Annotated in this window: 19 protein-coding genes and 1 pseudogene; 2 read left to right on the forward strand and 18 right to left on the reverse strand. The window is 59.9% G+C overall.

Annotated features, from left to right (window positions below):
• Positions 1–182: 182 nt before the first annotated feature.
• The 7 genes from AC0L3O_RS34475 to nifB all read right to left on the reverse strand — a co-directional run bounded on the left by AC0L3O_RS34475 (position 183) and on the right by nifB (position 7,230).
• Positions 183–2,090: an ABC transporter ATP-binding protein gene (locus tag AC0L3O_RS34475; RefSeq protein WP_473618029.1), complete on the reverse strand. Its 1,908-nt coding sequence runs from the start codon at positions 2,088–2,090 to the stop codon at positions 183–185.
• On the reverse strand, positions 2,087–3,949 hold the full coding sequence (locus AC0L3O_RS34480; RefSeq protein WP_473618014.1) for an ABC transporter ATP-binding protein: 1,863 nt from the start codon (positions 3,947–3,949) through the stop codon (positions 2,087–2,089). Before AC0L3O_RS34480 ends, AC0L3O_RS34475 begins: the two co-directional genes overlap by 4 nt.
• A gap of 94 nt (positions 3,950–4,043) precedes the next feature.
• Complete coding sequence (locus AC0L3O_RS34485) at positions 4,044–4,928, reverse strand: SIR2 family NAD-dependent protein deacylase (protein ID WP_077379108.1); 885 nt, start codon at positions 4,926–4,928, stop codon at positions 4,044–4,046.
• Positions 4,929–4,966: 38 nt separating this feature from the next.
• On the reverse strand, positions 4,967–5,179 hold the full coding sequence (gene nifT, locus AC0L3O_RS34490) for a putative nitrogen fixation protein NifT (RefSeq protein ID WP_040594248.1): 213 nt from the start codon (positions 5,177–5,179) through the stop codon (positions 4,967–4,969).
• The gene (locus AC0L3O_RS34495; RefSeq protein WP_473547903.1) at positions 5,176–5,496 is read right to left on the reverse strand and encodes a nitrogen fixation protein NifZ; all 321 of its coding nucleotides are present in this window, start codon (positions 5,494–5,496) and stop codon (positions 5,176–5,178) included. The genes nifT and AC0L3O_RS34495 overlap by 4 nt, the downstream gene beginning before the upstream one ends.
• Positions 5,497–5,585: 89 nt before the next feature.
• Positions 5,586–5,780: a 4Fe-4S dicluster domain-containing protein gene (locus AC0L3O_RS34500; RefSeq protein ID WP_008878193.1), complete on the reverse strand. Its 195-nt coding sequence runs from the start codon at positions 5,778–5,780 to the stop codon at positions 5,586–5,588.
• A 31-nt stretch (positions 5,781–5,811) separates the two neighbouring features.
• Positions 5,812–7,230 carry a nitrogenase cofactor biosynthesis protein NifB gene (gene nifB, locus AC0L3O_RS34505; protein WP_473618030.1) on the reverse strand — a complete coding sequence of 473 codons (1,419 nt, stop codon included), beginning with the start codon at positions 7,228–7,230 and terminating at the stop codon, positions 5,812–5,814.
• On the opposite strand from nifB, the gene AC0L3O_RS34510 reads away from it, so the two are divergent.
• Positions 7,154–7,366 carry a hypothetical protein gene (locus tag AC0L3O_RS34510; RefSeq protein WP_473618032.1) on the forward strand — a complete coding sequence of 71 codons (213 nt, stop codon included), beginning with the start codon at positions 7,154–7,156 and terminating at the stop codon, positions 7,364–7,366. The two genes, nifB and AC0L3O_RS34510, sit on opposite strands and share 77 nt — an antisense overlap.
• A gap of 114 nt (positions 7,367–7,480) precedes the next feature.
• On the opposite strand, the gene AC0L3O_RS34515 is transcribed toward AC0L3O_RS34510, so the two are convergent.
• The 11 genes and pseudogenes from AC0L3O_RS34515 to AC0L3O_RS34565 form a co-directional block, all read right to left on the reverse strand.
• Positions 7,481–7,621, reverse strand: a complete 141-nt coding sequence (locus tag AC0L3O_RS34515) for a hypothetical protein (RefSeq protein ID WP_473618016.1) — start codon at positions 7,619–7,621, stop codon at positions 7,481–7,483.
• Between the two features lie 170 nt (positions 7,622–7,791).
• Positions 7,792–9,549, reverse strand: coding sequence for a nif-specific transcriptional activator NifA (gene nifA / locus AC0L3O_RS34520; RefSeq protein WP_473618017.1), 1,758 nt, complete (start codon positions 9,547–9,549; stop codon positions 7,792–7,794).
• 180 nt (positions 9,550–9,729) lie between these two features.
• Entirely contained in the window at positions 9,730–10,029 is a 300-nt protein-coding gene (locus AC0L3O_RS34525) for a ferredoxin family protein (RefSeq protein WP_473488619.1), read from the reverse strand.
• A gap of 12 nt (positions 10,030–10,041) precedes the next feature.
• Positions 10,042–11,349, reverse strand: a complete 1,308-nt coding sequence (locus AC0L3O_RS34530; protein WP_473618018.1) for an FAD-binding protein — start codon at positions 11,347–11,349, stop codon at positions 10,042–10,044.
• Between the two features lie 11 nt (positions 11,350–11,360).
• Positions 11,361–12,470 carry an electron transfer flavoprotein subunit alpha/FixB family protein gene (locus tag AC0L3O_RS34535; RefSeq protein ID WP_473618020.1) on the reverse strand — a complete coding sequence of 370 codons (1,110 nt, stop codon included), beginning with the start codon at positions 12,468–12,470 and terminating at the stop codon, positions 11,361–11,363.
• 18 nt (positions 12,471–12,488) lie between these two features.
• Positions 12,489–13,337, reverse strand: a complete 849-nt coding sequence (locus AC0L3O_RS34540; protein WP_473618021.1) for an electron transfer flavoprotein subunit beta/FixA family protein — start codon at positions 13,335–13,337, stop codon at positions 12,489–12,491.
• Between the two features lie 182 nt (positions 13,338–13,519).
• Positions 13,520–13,897 carry a nitrogenase stabilizing/protective protein NifW gene (nifW, locus tag AC0L3O_RS34545; RefSeq protein ID WP_473618023.1) on the reverse strand — a complete coding sequence of 126 codons (378 nt, stop codon included), beginning with the start codon at positions 13,895–13,897 and terminating at the stop codon, positions 13,520–13,522.
• Positions 13,894–14,076, reverse strand: a complete 183-nt coding sequence (locus tag AC0L3O_RS34550) for a hypothetical protein (RefSeq protein ID WP_473618033.1) — start codon at positions 14,074–14,076, stop codon at positions 13,894–13,896. Before AC0L3O_RS34550 ends, nifW begins: the two co-directional genes overlap by 4 nt.
• 215 nt (positions 14,077–14,291) lie before the next feature.
• Positions 14,292–14,759: pseudogene (locus AC0L3O_RS34555) on the reverse strand (beta/alpha barrel domain-containing protein); the annotation flags it as partial.
• 172 nt (positions 14,760–14,931) lie between these two features.
• Positions 14,932–16,131, reverse strand: coding sequence for a cysteine desulfurase NifS (gene nifS, locus AC0L3O_RS34560; RefSeq protein WP_473618024.1), 1,200 nt, complete (start codon positions 16,129–16,131; stop codon positions 14,932–14,934).
• Positions 16,132–16,313: 182 nt separating this feature from the next.
• Entirely contained in the window at positions 16,314–16,634 is a 321-nt protein-coding gene (locus tag AC0L3O_RS34565; RefSeq protein ID WP_473618026.1) for a HesB/IscA family protein, read from the reverse strand.
• Positions 16,635–16,952: 318 nt separating this feature from the next.
• Between AC0L3O_RS34565 and AC0L3O_RS34570 the strand changes: the two genes are divergently transcribed.
• Positions 16,953–18,014 (forward strand): hemin-degrading factor, encoded by a 1,062-nt coding sequence (locus tag AC0L3O_RS34570; RefSeq protein ID WP_473618027.1) that lies wholly within the window; start codon positions 16,953–16,955, stop codon positions 18,012–18,014.
• Positions 18,015–19,156 lie beyond the last annotated feature (1,142 nt).

Here is a 19,156-nt window from a genome sequence, read left to right on the forward strand (position 1 = left end):
TTATCACAATCACAGGATCAGCAGATCCAGCTTTTTCAATAACATAGCGAGGTGTGCATTATGTCGTGGGATCGGGCTGGCCGGTGATGATCAGGTTCCCATGGCCGTCCGGGATTTAGCGCAATCGCTGTCCGCGCTTTCACCGGTGCCCCTGGACGGTCAGATACTGCTCGCAAGGAGCATCACGTACGAGAGGCGGCTTGTCCGGTCGGATCGGCTTCCTCTTCGGGAATGTCGTCGAATGACGAGTAGTTCAGATTGTAGAGTTTGGAATAGAGCCCGCCCATAGCCATCAGTTTGTCATGGTTGCCGGTCTCAATCACCTGGCCGTTCTGAAGCACGATGATGCGATCGGCACCACGGATTGTGGCAAGACGGTGGGCGATGACAAGCCCGGTGCGGCCTTCCAGGAGTTTTCTTAGAGCTTTCTGGATGAGCATTTCCGTGTAGCTGTCGATGTTCGCGGTGGCCTCGTCAAGAACAAGGATCTTGGCGTCGGCGACGAGAGCGCGGGCGAAACTGACAAGCTGGCGCTGGCCGAGAGAAAGATTGCCGCCGCGTTCGCCGAGTTGGGTTTCATACCTGTCGGAAAGTCTCATGATAAAGTCGTGGGCGCCGACCACCTTGGCGGCCTCGATCACCTTCTCCCGCGTGGCTTCCGTCTTGTGGTAGCGGATATTCTCAAAAACCGTCCCGGTGAACAGAAACGGCTCCTGCAGCACCATAGCGATCTGAGTGCCGAGCGATTCCTGGGTGAGATCGCGCACATCATGTCCGCCAACCAGCACTTGGCCTTGCTGAACATCATAGAAGCGGTGGACGAGGGCCATCGCGCTCGATTTACCAGAGCCGGTCGGCCCGACCAAGGCGACCGTCTCGCCGGGATTGACCCGGAAAGAGACGTTTTTCAGCACCGGCTGTTTGGGATCGTACCCGAACGTGACGCTCCTGAACTCGACCGAGCCGTCCATTTCGGGCGCAAGGATCCTGGCATCCGGTTTGTCCTGGACCTCAATCCTGACGTCGAGCACATCGGTCAGGCGCTTGCCGGAGGCCATTGCGCGCTGCATGACGGAATATTGCAGAGTAAGTGAGCGAATTGGGTCAAAGAAGCGTTGGATATAGAATATGTAGGCAACCAATACGCCCACATCGACGCGGCCATTCATGATCATGGAGCCGCCGACCACAATGACGACAGCCATGGCGAGGCCGGTGAGGCCATCGACGATCGGGACCATGACCTGTGCATATTTGGCAGCGGTCAGGTGGGTCGTGAGGTCGGCATGTGCCTTGTCGTCATACAATACGAAGTTGACGTACTGGCGGTCCATGGACTGGACGGTTCGGACGCCTTGAATCGCTTCGGCCAATGCGCCGTTGACGACTGAATTTGTCTCTTGTGCAGCCATGAAGGCCTCGCGGGCACGCGGCAGCCACACGATGCGGATAATCAACAGGGCCGGCAAGACCGAGAGCGTCAGAAAGCCGAGGTTGAAGTTGACCGACAGCATTACGAAGATGATGCCGAAGAGAAGCGCAATGTCGCCTACGGAGTAGATCGAGTTTTCGAGAAATTCGTGGATAGAGTTGACGTCGCCCTGAAGGCGAGACATCAGGCGTCCTACCTCGGTCTTGTCCATGAAGGATAGCGATACCTTCTGCAGATGGGCAAACATGGCGCGGCGGATGTCGAAGAGGACGTTCTCGGCCATTTTCCCTACCACGGTTTCTTGCGCGTAGGCGGCGCCGAAATTAACCAGAATGGCAAGCGCAAACGCGATGGCGGCCTCAAGCAGGGCGAAGGCATCAGCGCCTACCGGAGTTATGGCGTGGTCGATCGCGTAGCGGATGATCAGCGGGATGAGAAGCTGCGTGCCAGTGAAAATCAGCAATGCGGCAAGCGAGACGACCGCCATGGCTCGGTACGGACGAACGAAGGCCCATATGCGGCGAATGATGTTCTTGTCGAAAGCCCGGCCAAAGATCTCCTCCTCGATGCGATGGGACCCGACGACCGCGCGCGGAGGGCGTCTACCGCTATCATTCGGTTCGATTTCGAGTTCGTTGGCGTGCCGCTTGGCCCTCAGGGCGCGCCTCCAAACGTGGTCGCAATGTCATCTCCCGGGCGCAACTGAAGATCATAAAGGGCCTTATAGCGTCCTCGCTTGGCCAAAAGCTCTTGATGGGTGCCGCGTTCCACGATCTCGCCGTTGTCGACAAACCGAATCCGGTCGGCGTGCTTGAGTGAACTCAGCCGGTGGGCGATGATGATCGTCACCCTATCCTTGGCGAAACGCCGTATCGCCGCGCGGATGCGCTGCTCTGTGGCGGCGTCGATCGCGGCCGTTGAGTCGTCGAAAACGACGATTGATGGGCGCAACATCATCGTGCGAGCTATGGTGAGACGCTGACGCTGGCCGCCCGAGAGAGAGGCGCCACGTTCGCCGACGACCGTCTTGTAGCCAGCGGGGAGGCCGAGAATGTAATTGTGCAACTGGGCGGATTCGCTAGCGCGCTCGATCGGCTGTTCCTTCGCCCAGGGGTCGCCATAAGCGATGTTGTTCTCGATCGTGGTTGTGAACAGGAATGCATCCTGCTGTACGACCGCGACCGCCTTGCGAAGCGATGCGAGGGTGACCCCGCGGATGTCCTGCCCGTCAAGCATGATGGTGCCACCAGTGACGTCGTAAAAGCGGGGGATCAGGTGAGCAATTGTCGACTTGCCAGAACCCGGCGGACCCACGATCGCGATCGTCTCGCCCCTACGGGCGCAGAAGGTAATATTCTTTAGAATGACGCGGTTTCCGGTGCCGGGATATGCAAACGAGACATTGTCGAAGCGCAGAGTTCCTTCACCGATCTCGAGCGGTCTTGCACCGGAAGCATCCCCGATCGTGATGTCCTGGTCGAGCAGACTGAAGAGGCGCGAACCGCAAGTGTAAGCGCGGGCAAAGCCGTTGACCATCAGTCCGATCTGGCGGACGGGCATTTGCAGGATAGTCATGAACGTCAGGAACGTCGTGAGCGTTCCAACGCTGATCTGGCCGGCGATGAGTTTGTCGCAACCGACCCAGAGGACCAACCCCATGGCGACAAAGAAGGCGAGGGTCATTGCCGACGTGTTGGGCACGTACACGTCAACCTGCTCGTGCGCGAGTTCGAGCGCGTTTGTCGAGGCGATGTCGAACTTCGCCATCTCATGAGCCTGTGCCGAAAACGCCCGGACAACGCGGATGCCCGCGAGATTTTCTTCCATCACGCGGCCCAGGACGGAAAGCCGCTCCTGCAGGCCGAGCCAGATGGCGCGTAGCTTAAGCTGGGTGACCGACGATCGCCAGGCTACGAAAGGCACGAAGCTCAGCGCGATTAAACCGAGCACCGGGTCGGTTGAGATCATCATGCAGGCGCCTATCCCGATCAGCATGGTGAGCAGAAAGAACCTAACCAGGGCGGTGGAAAAATACATCCGCACGCCGTCGAGATCGAGGATGCCGAGGGTGATCAGGTCGCCTGAATGCACCCGGTCGTGAAAGGAAAAGCTCAGGCGCTGGACCTTGTCGTAACAAGCAAGCCGCAGTTCGTACGCGACGTGGTGCCCGACAGCTTCGGCAAAGTAGTTTTGCGCCATCGTAAAGAGGCCGCGTAGCGTACTCGCGCCGAGCAGCAGGAGAGCAGGAGTCCAGAGGGCTTGTTCTGCAGCCGTCACCGTGACACCACCCCCGATGGCTACCTGGGTCTGGTCGACAGCCCGGCCGAGAAGCTGGGGAATGAGCAACTGCAGGATTACGGCTACCATCGTCGAACCGATAGCTAACGCGACCTGCCACGGGTGCCTCAAATTCATGCGCGTAATGCGCAGTAGCGTGCTCAAGCCCCGGCCCCACCCGGCCGCTTTTACATGCGCGGACGATTTGAGAGAGGTCGTGCCAACAGCATCACTGCCCACCGAGTGCCCCCGACTGAATTTTGCGCCTTCGGAAGCGAGCCGGTCGACTCACATCAAAAGACGTCCCTCCAAGTTGATCCTGGCCACCATCGGCTCAAGATGCTGATCCGGCGAGTTGCGCCACGGCTTCGCTCGCTGGCATGTCGATCACCGTGATTCCGCTTGCCGCAAGGAAACGGGCTTCGTTTCTGGTCAGTGTTTGCCCATCCATTATCGCGTAACGCGGGCCTTCTGAGCGCTTCATGATCTGCCTGGCGTAAGTGCGCAGCATCTGATCATTGAAGCGGCAGCCGACGAAGAAAAAACCCCGGTCGACGCGTCGTTCCTTGACCACGTCAGGGATAGGCGTCTGGATATCGATTTCAGTCAGGGCTTCGACATAGTCGGAATCGGCGATGAGGAAATTTGCGGCCGGCCTAATACTGCCATGTGGAGCATAGAGAACCGTCTTTGTCGCTGCTCCAGCCTCGAGTTCCCTTCCCGACAAGTCGTAAGTTCTGGTCCAAATGTCGCCAACTTCGTTCGCCCGTGTAACGCCTTGTATCTCGACGACGTCGGTTCGGCCGGCCTCTGCCAGCGCCGCGCGCATGGCGCCTTCGTACCAGCTGTCGATGATGAGGGAGAGCGGGAGTTTTGCGAGCCAGGCGTGGAGGATGCTCGGCGCCGCCGGCCCGGCAAATATATCAGTCATCCAAGCTTGAAGTGTGCGGCGATGCCGGCGTTGTTCGATGAACTGCGCGACCGACCACATATTGGTGCGGATCTTCGAGGGGGCTGGCGCCCGCGTGTTGAGTGCCTCGGCAACGGCTTCGGGGGTACACGGTACAGGCGGCTCAGCAGAGCTGAGCCGGAGGAGACCCGGACCGAGATACGGGATCACCTGATCGGAGACTAACGCTCGTCTGGCCAGCTCAAGCAGCTTTCGGGCAAAACTGTCCCGGACGACGACTAGGTGGCCCGAGGTGGGGATCGTGTTCATGCTCGTTTCCTCTTGACGCCTCTCATTGACGGGCGGCATCAGTCCCCGTCGGAAAGCTTCCTTGCCTCGACGGTGATCGGCAGACGCGTATGCGGCGGAAGATCGGGAAGGAGGAGCCGCCAGCCGTTCCTGAGCGTTACGACCCCGCCCCACAGGTCCTGGTTCTCGAACTTGATAATCGGCTCCTCGAGATCCTTTTTGGGGACATACGCCGACAACCCGGCCTCGGTCCTGCGGATCATTACTTTCATGCGGCCGTTCCTTTATTGGCGTTTTCTTCGGCACTGCAGGGAGCGTCGGCTTTGTCGAGGCTCGTCAATTCACGCGCTCGCATGCCGACGACCGTCCCACGGTCGATCCATTCGACCGCGTAGATGAAGAACTGCTGTAGAAACGTGCCAATGTCGCGCACATAACCCTCTTCGCCCTTGCGCACGAGATTTTCGCCGATCTCCCTGCCAGGATAGGTGCCGTCATTCTTAATGTGGCGAGTGGCACGGACCCGCTCTCCCGGCTGAAATTGGGGGGGTCTGCGGATTTCGACCTCCTGTTCGCGTGCGGGCCGCATGGCGGTTCCTTGGCTCTCTGAGGCTAGTGTCATTGATGAGGCGCGCAGGCATTCCCCGGGGCAGCCAATTGTGTGGGTACCCAGTGGACTCAGGCAGGAACGCAGGTCTTCGGCACAGGACACACCGAAGCACATTGCTGCGTGTCGAAAGCTCCCTCGCATTCGGTGCACTTCTGCAACTCGACCACGTAGCTCTCGCCTTTGAACTTGATCGCACCCGACGGGCATTCGAATTCGCAGGCGCCGCATTGTGTGCATTGGGATGCGATGATCTTGAAAGCCATTTTGACTCCTGATTCGAGTAAATGAGATGGCTCAGGCGATCGCCGCGAGTGCCGGGACGCCAGACTCGGCGGCATAAATCGCGCCGATTGCCGTTTCGATGTAATCATGGCCGTAAGCCTCGGTTACTCGGATACCCGCGTCCGCGAGCTGATCCTTGGGGCAATTTCCAATCTTAACGCAAAGCACGACGTCTATGCCTTCAAGCGCAGCGATGACGCCGTCGAGAGTGGCGTTCTCGCCCCAACCCCCGAGGCAATACTGCTCAACCTTGCGGTGACCGACAAAGTTGATCCCCATCGGCGAGGCTTCATACACCTGGAATTCCTTGGCATGGCCGAAGTGTTCGTTGACGCGGCCGCCGCCCTTAGTTGCCACCGCGACGAGGAGGGACTTGCCGGAGCTCGCTGTCTTGACCATTCCGACCGCTTCGCTCCTTGCCGCCAGGTGATCACGGCGCTCGTCCGCCACCAGCTCCCGATAGGCTTCGCGCTTGCTGGCATCGTAGGTGAGCTCACGGGGGATATGGCCGAGCGTGAATTCCTGGCCACGATCCTCACCCAGCAGGCCGACGGCATCTGCCCGGCACTGCCGGCAGTGGCGCATCAACTTGGCGCCGCCTTCAAGACGATCCTGAAGAGCCTTCATCTCCATTGCATTTGGGCCACGCTGCCCGATCAACCCGTAGTGCGTGCCGTGCGCCGGGTCCGAGATCAGAGGCATGACGTTATGCAGGAACGCGCCGCGCTGCCTGACCCACTTGTTCACCTCAATCAGGTGCTGGTCATTCACTCCGGGGATCATCACCGAATTGATTTTGGTGAGGATGCCGCGTGCGCTGAGCATCTCCAATCCCAGCATCTGCCGCTCGTGCAGAATTCTGGCGGCTTCTACGCCGCAATAGCGGCGGTGATCGTAAAAAATCCAGGGATAGATTTTTGCGCCGATTTCCGGATCGACCATGTTGATCGTGATCGTCACGTGGTCGACATTCATGTCGGCAAGCTCGTCGACGTGGTCGGGCAGCGCGAGCCCATTCGTAGAGACGCAAAGCTTGACGTCGGGGATTTCCCTGACGACGCGTTCGAACGTCGCCTTCGTCTTCTCCCAGTCGTAGCAGGCATCGCCCGGTCCGGCGATCCCAAGTACGGAAAGCTGCGGCACTTCATTGGCGACCGCGATCACCTTGCGTACTGCCTGATCGGGCGTCAGCTTTTCCGAGACAACCCCGGGCCGGCTTTCGTTGGCGCAATCATATTTGCGATTGCAGTAGTTGCACTGGACATTGCAGGCCGGCGCGACGGCGACGTGCATGCGCGCGAAATAGTGGTGCGCCTCTTCTGAAAAGCACGGGTGATCCTTGATCTTGTCCCAGATGGCCGGATCCACATCGTACGGCCTTATCGACGACCCGCAGGAGGAAGATGCGCAGCCACCCGACTTCGCGCTCACCAGCAACTGGTCGGAGAACCTCGCGTCGGTCAGGCTCTCAACTGAAATCACCGGTGCGGCCATTGAAGGGCTCCGTTACGGGTTAACGTCGCGGTTCGAAGCGCAAGAGCAATGCCAACTGAAAAGGTGGCGCTAGTTCACGAATTGGCTTTGCGCGTCGGATATCATGGAGTTGCTCCGACATAGCTTTGTCGGACTTCTAACAGGACTATGTTAGAAGGTGAGGAAGACGACCCGGCCGGACATCAGTTCAAGACAGAAATCCCGCGTCGACCACTCGGCCGTGATCGCCCTCGGCACAACTCCCGACCGGTCTTCCGACGAGGATGTCGGTCTCGGCGACGGCGAGCTCGTCCGCGGTGAAGTTGCCACTGCTCAGTTGGGTCTGCATGGTTCCGATTCAGGAGAGTGGGGTGACTCCTTTCTGCGATCGGCAAGACGTCGGCAAGGGCGGGTGATGAAGGGGTGTGACAGCATCACACCCCCGCGCAGCTGTGGCCCGGGCTCCGACACATTTCGCGTAGCTGGCGCAGTGTTCTCGTTCTCCACGTCATGAGTATGCTAGAATTTCTTCACATCGATACCGTGTCGGCGCAAAGCGTATCCGACCTGTCGCGGCGTGACGCCGAGGACACGGGCGGCCTTGGCCTGAACCCAGCCGACCTTCTCCATCGCGCCGATCAGCCGATCGCGTTCCGTCAGGCGCGGGCCTATTGCAGGGAGAGCGGGATCGTTTGCAGGGTCGGCAGTATGGGGCCGCACGTTATCCTGCGGGGCGCCGAATCGCCCGGCCGGCATCGGCAATCCGGCGGGCATTATATTGCTTCGAAAGCGCTGGTTGCCGGTATTGCCGCTGAGCGAATGATCAGCTTTTTTCCAGAGGAGCCAAGAGAGGCATTGGTTATTGTTGCAGGCAAAATCCAATGGAGCGATCGTCTTTGAACGCGCCAGCGTGGCCGTCCTTTGCACGCAGTTCTCCAATTCGCGGACGTTACCAGGGAAGTAGCATTGCGAGATAAACTCGAGCGCCGACGGCGCGAAGGCGAGTTCGAGATGGTTCTCCTTGTTGAATCGTTCGAGGAAGGCGTTCGCAAGGCGAGGGATATCCCCCGGTCGCTCTCGGAGCGGAGGCAGGATGATTGGCACCACATTGATGCGATAATAAAGGTCGGCCCTGAAATCCCCGTTTACGACAGCCGACTCGAGATCCCTGTTGGTGGCGCATATAAGTCGCACGTCGACCTGCAGCGTCTTGGTACCGCCAACACGCTCCAGTTCGCCTTCCTGCAAGACACGTAACAGCTTGGCTTGGAAGGCAGGCGAAATCTCGCCGATTTCGTCGAGTAGCAGCGTTCCCCCGTTTGCCAATTCAAAACGGCCGGCGCGCTGGGAAATTGCCCCTGTGAAGGCGCCTTTTTCATGTCCGAACAGCTCCGACTCCAGAACGCTTTCCGACAGTGCGGCGCAGTTTAACTTGACGAAAGACTTCCTCCGCCGGCGCGAGAGCCTATGTATGGCTTGCGCGAAAAACTCCTTGCCGGTGCCGCTCTCGCCCCTCAGGAGCACGGTGGAATTCGTCCTTGCTACAATGGAGACGGTTTCGAGCACCTGCTTGAGTGCGGGGCTCTCCCCGATGATCCCATCCATCTTGGCGGGTGCATGCGGGACGGGGTCGGTCCGGTCCTCATCGGCCGAATTCTCCGCTGTCCAGCTCTCATCGACGCGCCGCTCACGATCCCTAGTCAAGCCGCGATGGAGGCGAATAGTGCGGCCTACGAGGTTGGCCACCATCGTCAGGAAGCAGATGTCCTCGTCGTAGCGGGACCCGCTTGCGCTGTCTCTTACGATCGACAACGTCCCAAGGATCCTGTCCTCAGCCTTAACCGGGACGCCGACAAAGGCCATTGGGAGGGAACTGACACCAGGACGTGTTTGAAGCTCGGCCTGAAACAACTCGGACGTGCTGAGGTCCGCGATGACGAGCCGCGTGCCCGTAGCGACGATTTGATCTATTGCCGCCTTTGGTATGATGGGGTGAGTGCCAGATGGGCCGCTGCCGGCACTCGCGGCGATCTCCGGCTCACCTTCAGAGTCCAGGACAAAGATTGCTCCGTGACGCATTTGCACAAACGACGGGAGAGTGTTCGCGACATTGGCCAGCGTAACCTCCAGCCGGGCGGGAGCCGTCAGCGCCTTCGACACCTCGTAGATTCCCTTGAGCCAGTCATCTGCTTCGAACATCCCATCACTGGCGGGTTTGCGGAAGGTGTCTCGAGGTCCTACTCCGTTGACCCGATCATCCGGCCGTATGTGAGCCATGGAAACACCTCAGCGGTTGTGGTCCAGGGTGCTCCTCCCAAGCGCCTTTTCCTTTTTCAATTCTGGAAGCCCAGTGTTCACCCGCTCTTCCCTTTTGCGAGATGGTGCAAGCAAAGGCTGGCGCTCGGCGTAACCTCAGGAGTACACAGTTGCACACCCATCGAACGGTGCGAACGCCGATTATCCGAACTTGAAGAGGACACCGAAGCCACCGCGCGGATAGTTCCATTCGATCTCGCCACTTGTCTCGCACAAAATGCGGCAGGTGCCGCACTCCATGCAGCCATCGGCGGTGATTTCAACTTGACCTTTGTCGTTCAACTCATAGCATTTCGCTGGACAGACGCGTGTCAGCGCGAGCAGATTCGCGCTTGGTTGCTTGTGCGGTCGCACCTTTATATGCGGACGGCCGGAGTCCACCAGATAGCGGTTCTGGTAAAGCTTGTCTTCGACACGTAATTCTGTCCCTGGGTTCGTCATGTCATCAGTGCCTCACCGCCACGCCAATGCCAGGCGGATCGCGTCGCTGACCAGCCCCAACCGCGAGCGCGCCTTGATGAAGGCTGCCGTGGTCGCCTTTTCCTTTTCGATCTTTGGCGTGCCGTCGACACGCATGAAGTTTTGCGCGGCTTGCGACATCAACCGCGGGTAGGTCGTGAAGAAATTGCAGGCGTTAGTGTGGAGTAAAGCTGGCATGTCTTTGTATTTCCGCAGGTCTTTGACTACGAAGGATTTATCCAGCATCGTCTTGTAAAGGGCGAGGTTCGGTTTGGTCATTGGATCGTTGCGTCTCTTCACCTGGATGATAGCCTCAGCCGCAATGCGACCGGAGGTCATGGCGAGGTTCGAACCCTCGCGGTGAACGGCGTTGTTTAATTGCGCGGCATCGCCGACAACGACCCAACCGTCGCCAAAGAGCTGCGGAATAGCCTTGTAGCCACCTTCGGGAATGAGATGCGCCGCGTATTCTTTCACCTCCGAACCGGCGATCAGCGGCCGGATCGAAGGATGGTTTTTCAGCGCGTCGAGGAGGCCGTATGGGCTTTCCATCTTCGCGGCGAAATCCGAGACGACGCAGCCGATGCCCAGTGAGACCGATTCCTTGTTGGTGTAGAGGAACCCGAGCCCGGCCATGCCGTGGGATATCGTGCCGACTGCCTCAATCACGCAGCCTTCACTCCCTTTGACCCCGAACCGCTGCTCAATGACCTCTTCGGGCAGGAAATGCATCTCCTTGACTGCGAGCGCCACGGCTTCCGGCTTCAGCATCTTGCGCAGGCCGCCCCGCGTGCCAAGCAGCCCGCAGACACCTTCTGCAAGAACAACTACGTCCGCGTAGATAGCTCCGCCGGCCCGATCCGTGCGGACGCCGATCACCTTGCCCTTGGCGTCACGGACGAGTTCCGTCACCGTCGTTTCGCACAGAACCGTCGCGCCGGCCTCGCGCACCCTGCGCGAAAACCATTTATCGAACTGGGCACGGATGATCGTATAGCGATTCGGCTTCACCTCGTTGAAGTCGTCCGACCGATAGTGAATCCCGGTGTGGGAAGTCTCGTCCATCACCCATAGCCGCTGTTCAACCAGATGACGTTCGAGAGGTGCATCATCGCGGAAATCCGGAATGATCTTCTCCAACATGTTCGCATACATGATGGCACCCTGGACATTCTTGGAGCCCGGATATTCACCTCGCTCCAACTGGAGTACCTTCAAGCCGTCGCTTGCCATGGTGTAAGCAGCTGCGTTCCCGGACATGCCGGCCCCGATGACAATGGCGTCGAACTCTTCGTTGATCATTTCCATCTCCCTTAGCTCGCAAGCTTGTCGCGACTGTGCGGTGACAGCCGCCGGGTGAAGGCCTCGGTCAGCGCGGGCAGGAAACGGACCGCATCGGTGACGATCCCGAGGTGAGCGAAATCGAAAATCGGCGCGTTCGGGTCGGTGTTGATGGCCACGATGAGATCGGCTCCCTCAACTCCAACGCGGTGCTGGATGGCGCCGGAAATACCGGCCGCTATGTAAAGCTTCGGCCGAATTGTCTTGCCTGTTTGGCCGATCTGCCGATCGGCCGACATCCAGCCCTTTTGGACCAGCGGCCGCGAACAGCCGAATTCGGCGCCTATCACTCGCGCGAGACTCTTCACAAGCTGCAGGTTCTCCGCTCCGCCGAGACCAAGCCCTCCCGCAACCACCACATCCGCATAGGCGAGATTGGCAATGCCCGACTGGCTGTCCGGAAGGAATCCTAGCACCTTGGTGACGATTTCATCCTCGGCGAGCGACAGCTTGTGCGCGATGACACGCCCGATCGCTCTGTCTGCCCGCTGCGGCATGGGCATGACCCTCGGTCGCACCGTCGCCATCTGCGGCCTGTAATTGAGCGTGTAGATCGTGCATAGCAAGGAGCCCCCAAAAGTCGGACGGGTCGCGGCGAGTGAACCGTCGGCATCCACGTCGAGTTCGGTGCAGTCGGCCGTTAACCCTGTCAGCAAGGTCGTCGCGACGGAACCGGCGAGATCCCTGCCGAGCGTGGTCGCACCGAGAAGCAGGATCTCGGGTTTGTAAGTATCAACCAGATCCGTCATTGCCTTGGTGAAAGGCTCATTGCGATAGTCGGCGAGCAGCGGCGCCTCAACGAAGTAGACAAGGTCGGCGCCATAGGCGAAGGCCTCGGCGACTGCGTTCTGGGTGGCTTCTCCAGGCGGTCCGAGCACAGCGCCCGCGAGCTGGACGCCAAGTTTGTCCGCCAGCTTGCGGCCCTCACCAAGCAGTTCGAAGGATACCGGATGGACCTGGCCACGTTCGAGCTCGATGAAAACCCAGACATGCCGATAGTCCCTGAAACGCTCGGGCAGCTCCTTCTTCATCCCGGCACGGCCGGCGGGCGGGCGAGGGGTGTCTGGGTTCGCACTCGACATATGGTCTGCTCCTTGCCGTCACGCGGCTTCGAAGGCGAGTTCCGGTTCCAGTGCCGGCTGGCGGGTGAAAATTGCACCAATCAATTCGTCGGCGAGATCGCGCAGCGTCTTTTCGGCGGTGTCAATTTGCACCGCTTTTTCAGACCGCGCGGTAGGGGCAAAAACGCGTTTGACGACGGTCGGCGAGCCACGCAAGCCGCATTTGGTGAGGTCTTCAATGCCGGCCTCGGCCGCACTCCATTTCACAATCTGGCTGCGCGCGGCACACAGGGCGTCTTCGATCGAGCCCCGGCGCATCTCGTTTGTGCCTTCCAGCATGGTGATGAGGCAAGGCAGCCTGCTCTTCAGCTTCTGGGTGCCGCCCTCGCAACGGCGCTCGACAGTGATCTCGCACGCAGCAAGATCAATGGAGGCGATTTTCGCGACATAGGTGAGTTGAAAGAGATCGAGACGCTTGGCGATGCCGGGCCCGACTTGGGCGGTGTCGCCATCGATCGTCTGTTTGCCCGTGAAGACCACGTCCGGGGGGCCGAACGTCTCGCCAATCTTCGCGATTGCCTGGGAAAGAGCAAAGGAGGTCGCCAGTGTGTCGGAACCGGCAAAATAGCGGTCGGTCAAAAGCACCGCGCGATCAGCGCCGTAGCCCAGCGCCTTGCGCAGGCAGTCCTCTGCCATGGGTGGACCCATAGTGAGCACGGTGACCTCCCCACCATAAGCGTCGCGTAGCCTGAGTGCTTCTTCCAGGGCGAATAGGTCGTAAGGGTTGATGATGGTCGGCACACCCTGACGCATGATGGTGTTCGTCACCGGATGGACCCGTATCTGTGCCGAGTCCGGCACCTGCTTGATGCTGACGACAATGTGCATTGGCGTTCTCTATGCTGTTATCCCGAGGCGAGCTGGCGGTGCGAGTTCTTGTTTGCATTGTTCGTGCCAAGTGTTTTGGGAGCGTCTTTCCTTTTAAATTCCATCGATCATTTCAGAGGCCCCCGGATTCGATGCCCGAATTGTCGGCTTGTCGACATTGTCGCGTCGCGACTATGTAGGGTTTATTCGCCGAACCGCTTCAGGACGGAGTCGAACGGAACGAATGTGCGGCCTGGCGTGTAAGGTTTGTTCGGATTGTGGTCTTTGAGCACCTTGAAAACCCGGTGCGTGAGCGGCGAGGAAAGCGCGAACTCCTCGTAGGCGCGTTCCAGCATGGCGCGCATGCGCGCGGCGATCACCTGGTCGGGCAGACCGGAGAAATCTTCCTCGGCAAGGTATTGGCCCACACGCTTGAGGATATGCAGCCGTGAGACATTGAGCACCTTCGGATCATACGAGACGCCAAGGACAGCGAAGAACTCCTCCGCGGACGACAGGCCTTTCAGTCGCGTGAGGATGTTGGTGACGTCGATGGGACTGCTGTCAGCGGAACAACTCATTGCGTTCTCCCTTTGTCGGAAACGGTGTTCTGGTGCGTTGGTCGCACATTCGACATGCAGCCTCGAAAGCCGCGGTTTGATGAACGAATGCGCTGAGCCAGCGCGGCAATCGCCTCGTCGACACAACTGCCTCCGGTGCCGAGGCCGGACGTGGCGCGGTACAACTGGTCGATCTCCATGGAGGCAGCCGGCCCCGCTTGGAAGCGAGCGAGGTGGGCTGACGCAACGGCCCCGCAGGGCCCGAGCGGGATGGGCTCGACTGTCTCCGGATTGGCCCTCGACCTGGCGCTCGGCCTCCCGACCGACGTCTCCTCGGCCGCCAAGGGGGCAATGCGGTGAAGCCGACTTCGATATCTGCCTCCTGAAGGACAGCCATCGCGGCGGCCACCTCTTCGCGTGCGCTGCCCGCGCGCTCGCCGACTCCAAGGACGACCGAGGCATGGCGCGCGCCGGCGTGGATCGCCGCCACCCGTGTTGGCGGTAGCGAGGCCGAAAACGTTATGGCATGGAATTCGAGGTCGACGGGAGACTTCGCTGCGAGCGGGGTGACAAGCTCGAAGGTCGAAAAGGGATCGAGGGCGCTGACACTATCGGCCAGGCTGAGGCGGCTTTCGCCGGCGCGCGCCGCCGTCTTAATAAGGCGGGCGAGATAGTCCTGGTTGGTATGCGAAGCATCCTCAGAGCCCAGGGCGAGGAAAAAGCCGCTGGCGGCCGCGCGCCCGACCATATGCTCGATGAGCTTTAGCGGTCCTTCCCGGACTAGCCCGAGCTTGGTGGCGAGCTGGATATCGGATGCAGGCAAGGACAGATTGAGGGCGCTGACGCCGCTCTCGACCGATGCATGGAAATCCCGTGAGGTCATCCGGCGCCCTGCCGTGAACCGCACCGGAACACTCCGTGCGACCACGGCGCAAATTGCGTCGATTTCGATCGCAAGCTTTCCGCCACCGTCAAGGCAACGCCGGGTGCCTGCTCGCCCTCGCGCAGGGTAGTCTCCTTGAGAAAGACCCGACCGCTCATGAATGGACGCCGGTTCATCTGCCGCTGAGACCTGGTACGCATTGAAGGCCTTCGGCGCTCCGTATATTCGACCCGGAACTGTGGGCGTCGCGCAGCTTCTCCACAATTGAAGGCAAGACCTCTAGCACCCGGTCCACCTCTTCTTGTCCGTTGTCACGCGCGAAAGAGAAGCGGACCGCCCGATGTGGCATTTTCATCGCCTTCAGCACATGGCTTGGCTCCGCACAGCCCGATGTGCAGGCGGACCCGGAGGAACAGACGATACCCTCGCGGTCGAGGAGATGCAGGATTCCATGGCCTTCAATACCTTCGAAGGCGATGTTTGCGGTGTTCGGCAAGCGCTCCAGGGGATCGCCGTTGACGAAGCTGTTTGGGACACGCTGGACAAGCCCGTTCTCCAGCCGGTCGCGGAGCCACTTTATCCGCGTGGTCTCGTCATCCATGAAATTCAAGGCGAGTTCGGCGGCCATGCCGAGCCCGACTATGCCTAGTGTGTTTTCGGTGCCCGCGCGCCGGTCGCTCTCTTGGTGACCCCCCTTGATCAGGGACTGGAACGGCACGCCGCGCTTGACGAAAAGTGCGCCGGCCCCTTTTGGTCCATGAAATTTATGGCTGGAGAGAGACAGCATGTCGATGGCGGTTGATTTCAGGTCCATCGGGAGCTTGCCGACTGCCTGCACGGCATCAGTGTGGAAAAGGGCGCCGACTTCCTTGGCCAATTCGGCGAGCTTGGCGACGGGGAAGATCGTACCAGTCTCGTTATTGGCCCACATGATCGAGACGATTGCCACGTTCGGGTTGAGGATGGCCCGGTAAGCGTCGACGTTCAGCCGGCCATGGCGGTCCACCGGGATCCTGTGCACCTTAGCGCGGCGCGTCTCCTCAAGATGAGCGCAGAGGGTCAGCACAGCCGGATGTTCGACAGCGGAAGTCACGATCTCTGTTCGGTCAGGCATCACCTCGAGCGCCGAAAGAATGGCCGCATTGTCGCTTTCCGTTCCACCCGAGGTGAAGGTGATCTCATCGTCGAACTCCGCGCCGATCAGCGCCTGCAACTGACGCCGCGCGTTGCTCAACGCGGCGCCGGCAAGGGCGCCAAAACCGTGCGCCGACGAAGGGTTGCCGAATTGATCCGTAAGCAACGGCAACATCGCTTCAACGACCGCGGGATCGACCCGTGTCGTTGCGTTGTTGTCGAGATAGACAACTTTCATGGGCTATGGTCCTCAATGGATTGAATGACGTGAGGCGCAACCCGGTCGCATCGAGCCTTGCGCATGCCGTTGCTGGCGGAGACGATCCAGAAGCGGTGCAGGTGCCCTCCTAGATTGGCGCAGATTGGGCCGCCATCGCACCGACAAGCTCACCTCAGGCGCCCTCTCTCCCTCTTCGGCAATCAACTACAGGACTTGCCGCAGGAGCACTTCCCGCTCGCATTCGGATTGTCGAAGACAAAGCCGGAGGTTTCGAGACCCATGACGAAGTCGACGGCCATGCCGGCTACATGCGGCTGGGTGCCGGCGTCTACGAACACCTTGATCCCATCCGTCTCGATGATCGCGTCGCCCTCGCGCGGGGCGCTCTCCAGGCCCATTGAGTATTTGAAGCCGGAGCAGCCGCCGGCCTCGACCATGATGCGAAAGCCTTCTGCCGGCTCACTAGCCTTGGAAAGAGCGGTTTTAACGGCGGCAACGGCCTTGTCGGTGATCGTAATCATCGCTCGTTTCTCCTCGGTGCGTGACGGTTTGGGCATCACCGTGCATGGACCGTGCCAATGGGAAAAACCGTTTCCGGACAGTGCGACATCGCCAACGCGGCCACGATTCTGGTTCGGCTGTTACCGCGAAGGCGTCGGACAATCGACAGGTATTGTCGGATTTGTCGAGACCGCCACAGGGGGATGAGCTCAAGTTCCCTGTGAACTGGTATGTAAGTCGGTTTCCGAGCGCTTCGAGCAATTGGCACGACTTTTGAGCTCTTTTTTGGCGAGGGCGAAGATGCCCGACCGATAGTATGCGCAAGCAGGGGTGAAGACATGCACCAGCGCGAGAAACCTTCGCCGGAGAGGATCCGGCGAGCACGCGAAGACTGTCCCAGCATCCGCAGCCGCGATCTCGCCGGCCAATTGGGCATTTCGGAAGCGGAGCTCTACGCGGCACATTGCGGTTTTGGCACGGTGCGCATCGAGCCCCGCGTTAACGATATGCTGACCGGTCTCGAGGCGGTCGGCGAGGTGATGGCGCTGACCCGCAATGCCAGTGCCGTGCATGAGAAGATAGGCATCTACGAAAAGGTGTTCACCGGAAAGCGTCACGCCATAGTGCTCGGCAAGGACATTGATTTGCGCACCTTCCCGAACGTGTGGGCGCACGGCTTTGCGGTCGAGACACGCGATGGCGGGGAGATCCACCGCAGCCTGCAATTCTTCGACGCCGCAGGCGAGGCAGTGCACAAGGTGCATCTGAGGTCGTCCTCCAACCTCTATTCCTATCAAAAACTGACAGACGAGCTCCAATCCTCGAACCAGGAGCCGATCGTGTCGGTTAAGGGGAGGTCAGCCGAAAACGTCGCAAAGATTGCGGACCAAGCCGCTACAGTCGATGACCTGAGGGAGCACTGGAGCCGGCTGACCGACGTGCACCAGTTCTTCGGCATGCTGAAGGCCCTGAACCTCAGCCGCCGCCAGGCGGTGCGCATGGTCGGCCAGGATTACGCCTGGCTGCTCGACAATGCTGCCGTTGGCGCCATGTTCCATCGTGCGGCCGAGGACGAGATGCCGATCATGTGCTTCGTCGGCAATCGTGGCTGCATCCAGATTCATTCCGGCCCTATCAAGTCGGTCAAGCAGATCGGGCCTTGCATCAATGTGCTCGACGAGACTTTCCACCTGCATCTCAGGGCCCACCACATCCGTGAGGTTTGGGCCGTGCGCAAGCCGACCAGGGACGGTCACGTCACGTCACTCGAAGCCTATGGCGCCAATGGCAAGATGATCGTCCAGTTCTTCGGGACGCGCAAGGAAGGCGAACCCGAGCGCCACGACTGGCGGCTACTGGCCGAGAACCTGCCGCGCATTCCCCGTTCAACCGCCGCTTGAGGTGAGGTCGATGCATATCGATTCCCGTTTCGCTCGGCATGCGCCGCTACTCTGGATTTGCTGACCACCGCTTTGCCTGCCGAGGCCAACGAGGGCACAGCTGCCTTTTGCGGCCCGCCGAGGATCACCTCGATCGGAGGCGCCATTCCCGAGGGCCACCGCGCTTGGCGAGGATCGCCGTCATTGCTCCCTTTGCGATGAGCCACAACCTGAACTCCGCGGTAAAGCTACTCAATGCAGGCAAATGCGTCAGCTGCCCGGACGGGTGTGTTGTCGGTCAATTGTCCAACATCCCAGATGCACGGCAGCGGGCGGGAGGAATTGCTCGAAGTGAAGTCGATTGGTCCCTCCGTCAAGTTTCCAGAGGACGGCCTCCACAAAGGCATCTCGAATGATCCTTCGCCGGCAAGAGCCCTCGGCGTCTTATGCCAAGCTCGAAAAGGTAGCGTCCGAGACGGATGCAAAGCTGAACACGGCAGCCCGCATCATCAAAGAACCCTTAGCGCATCCTGTTCGCGCTATCGGCGAAGCGCGGCGCTAAGATTCTTGCCAAGAGCACCAACACAGCAGGCAACGGCCGGGTTGCCGATGCGACCAGTGCGGTCGAGGATTTCTCCGGCTACCAGCAGATGCCCGACAAGGCGATCGCCATCGCCAGGCCGATGTGATTCCTGACGCAGAAGTATGTGGGGCGCCGATCTCGGCAGTGAGCTATTTGCGGGCGCCCTGATGGCCTTGGCGCCGGCGGACGTGGACCTTGTTCTTGCCATAGGCGCGGCCGATCGCGGCCCGTCTCCGGCTCGCTCAGCCGCTCGACGGCAATCCAATCCGTCTCGCGCAAGAGATCAGGATCCGGAGCCTTCTCCACGAGCGCGCCGGTTCACCATGTCATCGGTCATCGATCGTCCTTCGAATTAGTTGGGTCAGCAATCCGACCTTACCGACGAAGTGTCGATGACGACGCGAAGCCGCTCGCTCGCTTGTATGGGCTAATCTTTGTCAAGGTGATCTATCAGTCGTTCCGTCTCCTTGTTCAGCTGTGGCGCCCCATTTGTTCCTGCTTTGGCTTGTATGGGCTAATCTTTGTCAAGGTGATCTATCAGTCGTTCCGTCTCCTTGTTCAGCTGTGGCGCCCCATTTGT

The sequence above is a fragment of the Mesorhizobium sp. WSM4810 genome (assembly GCF_055811235.1).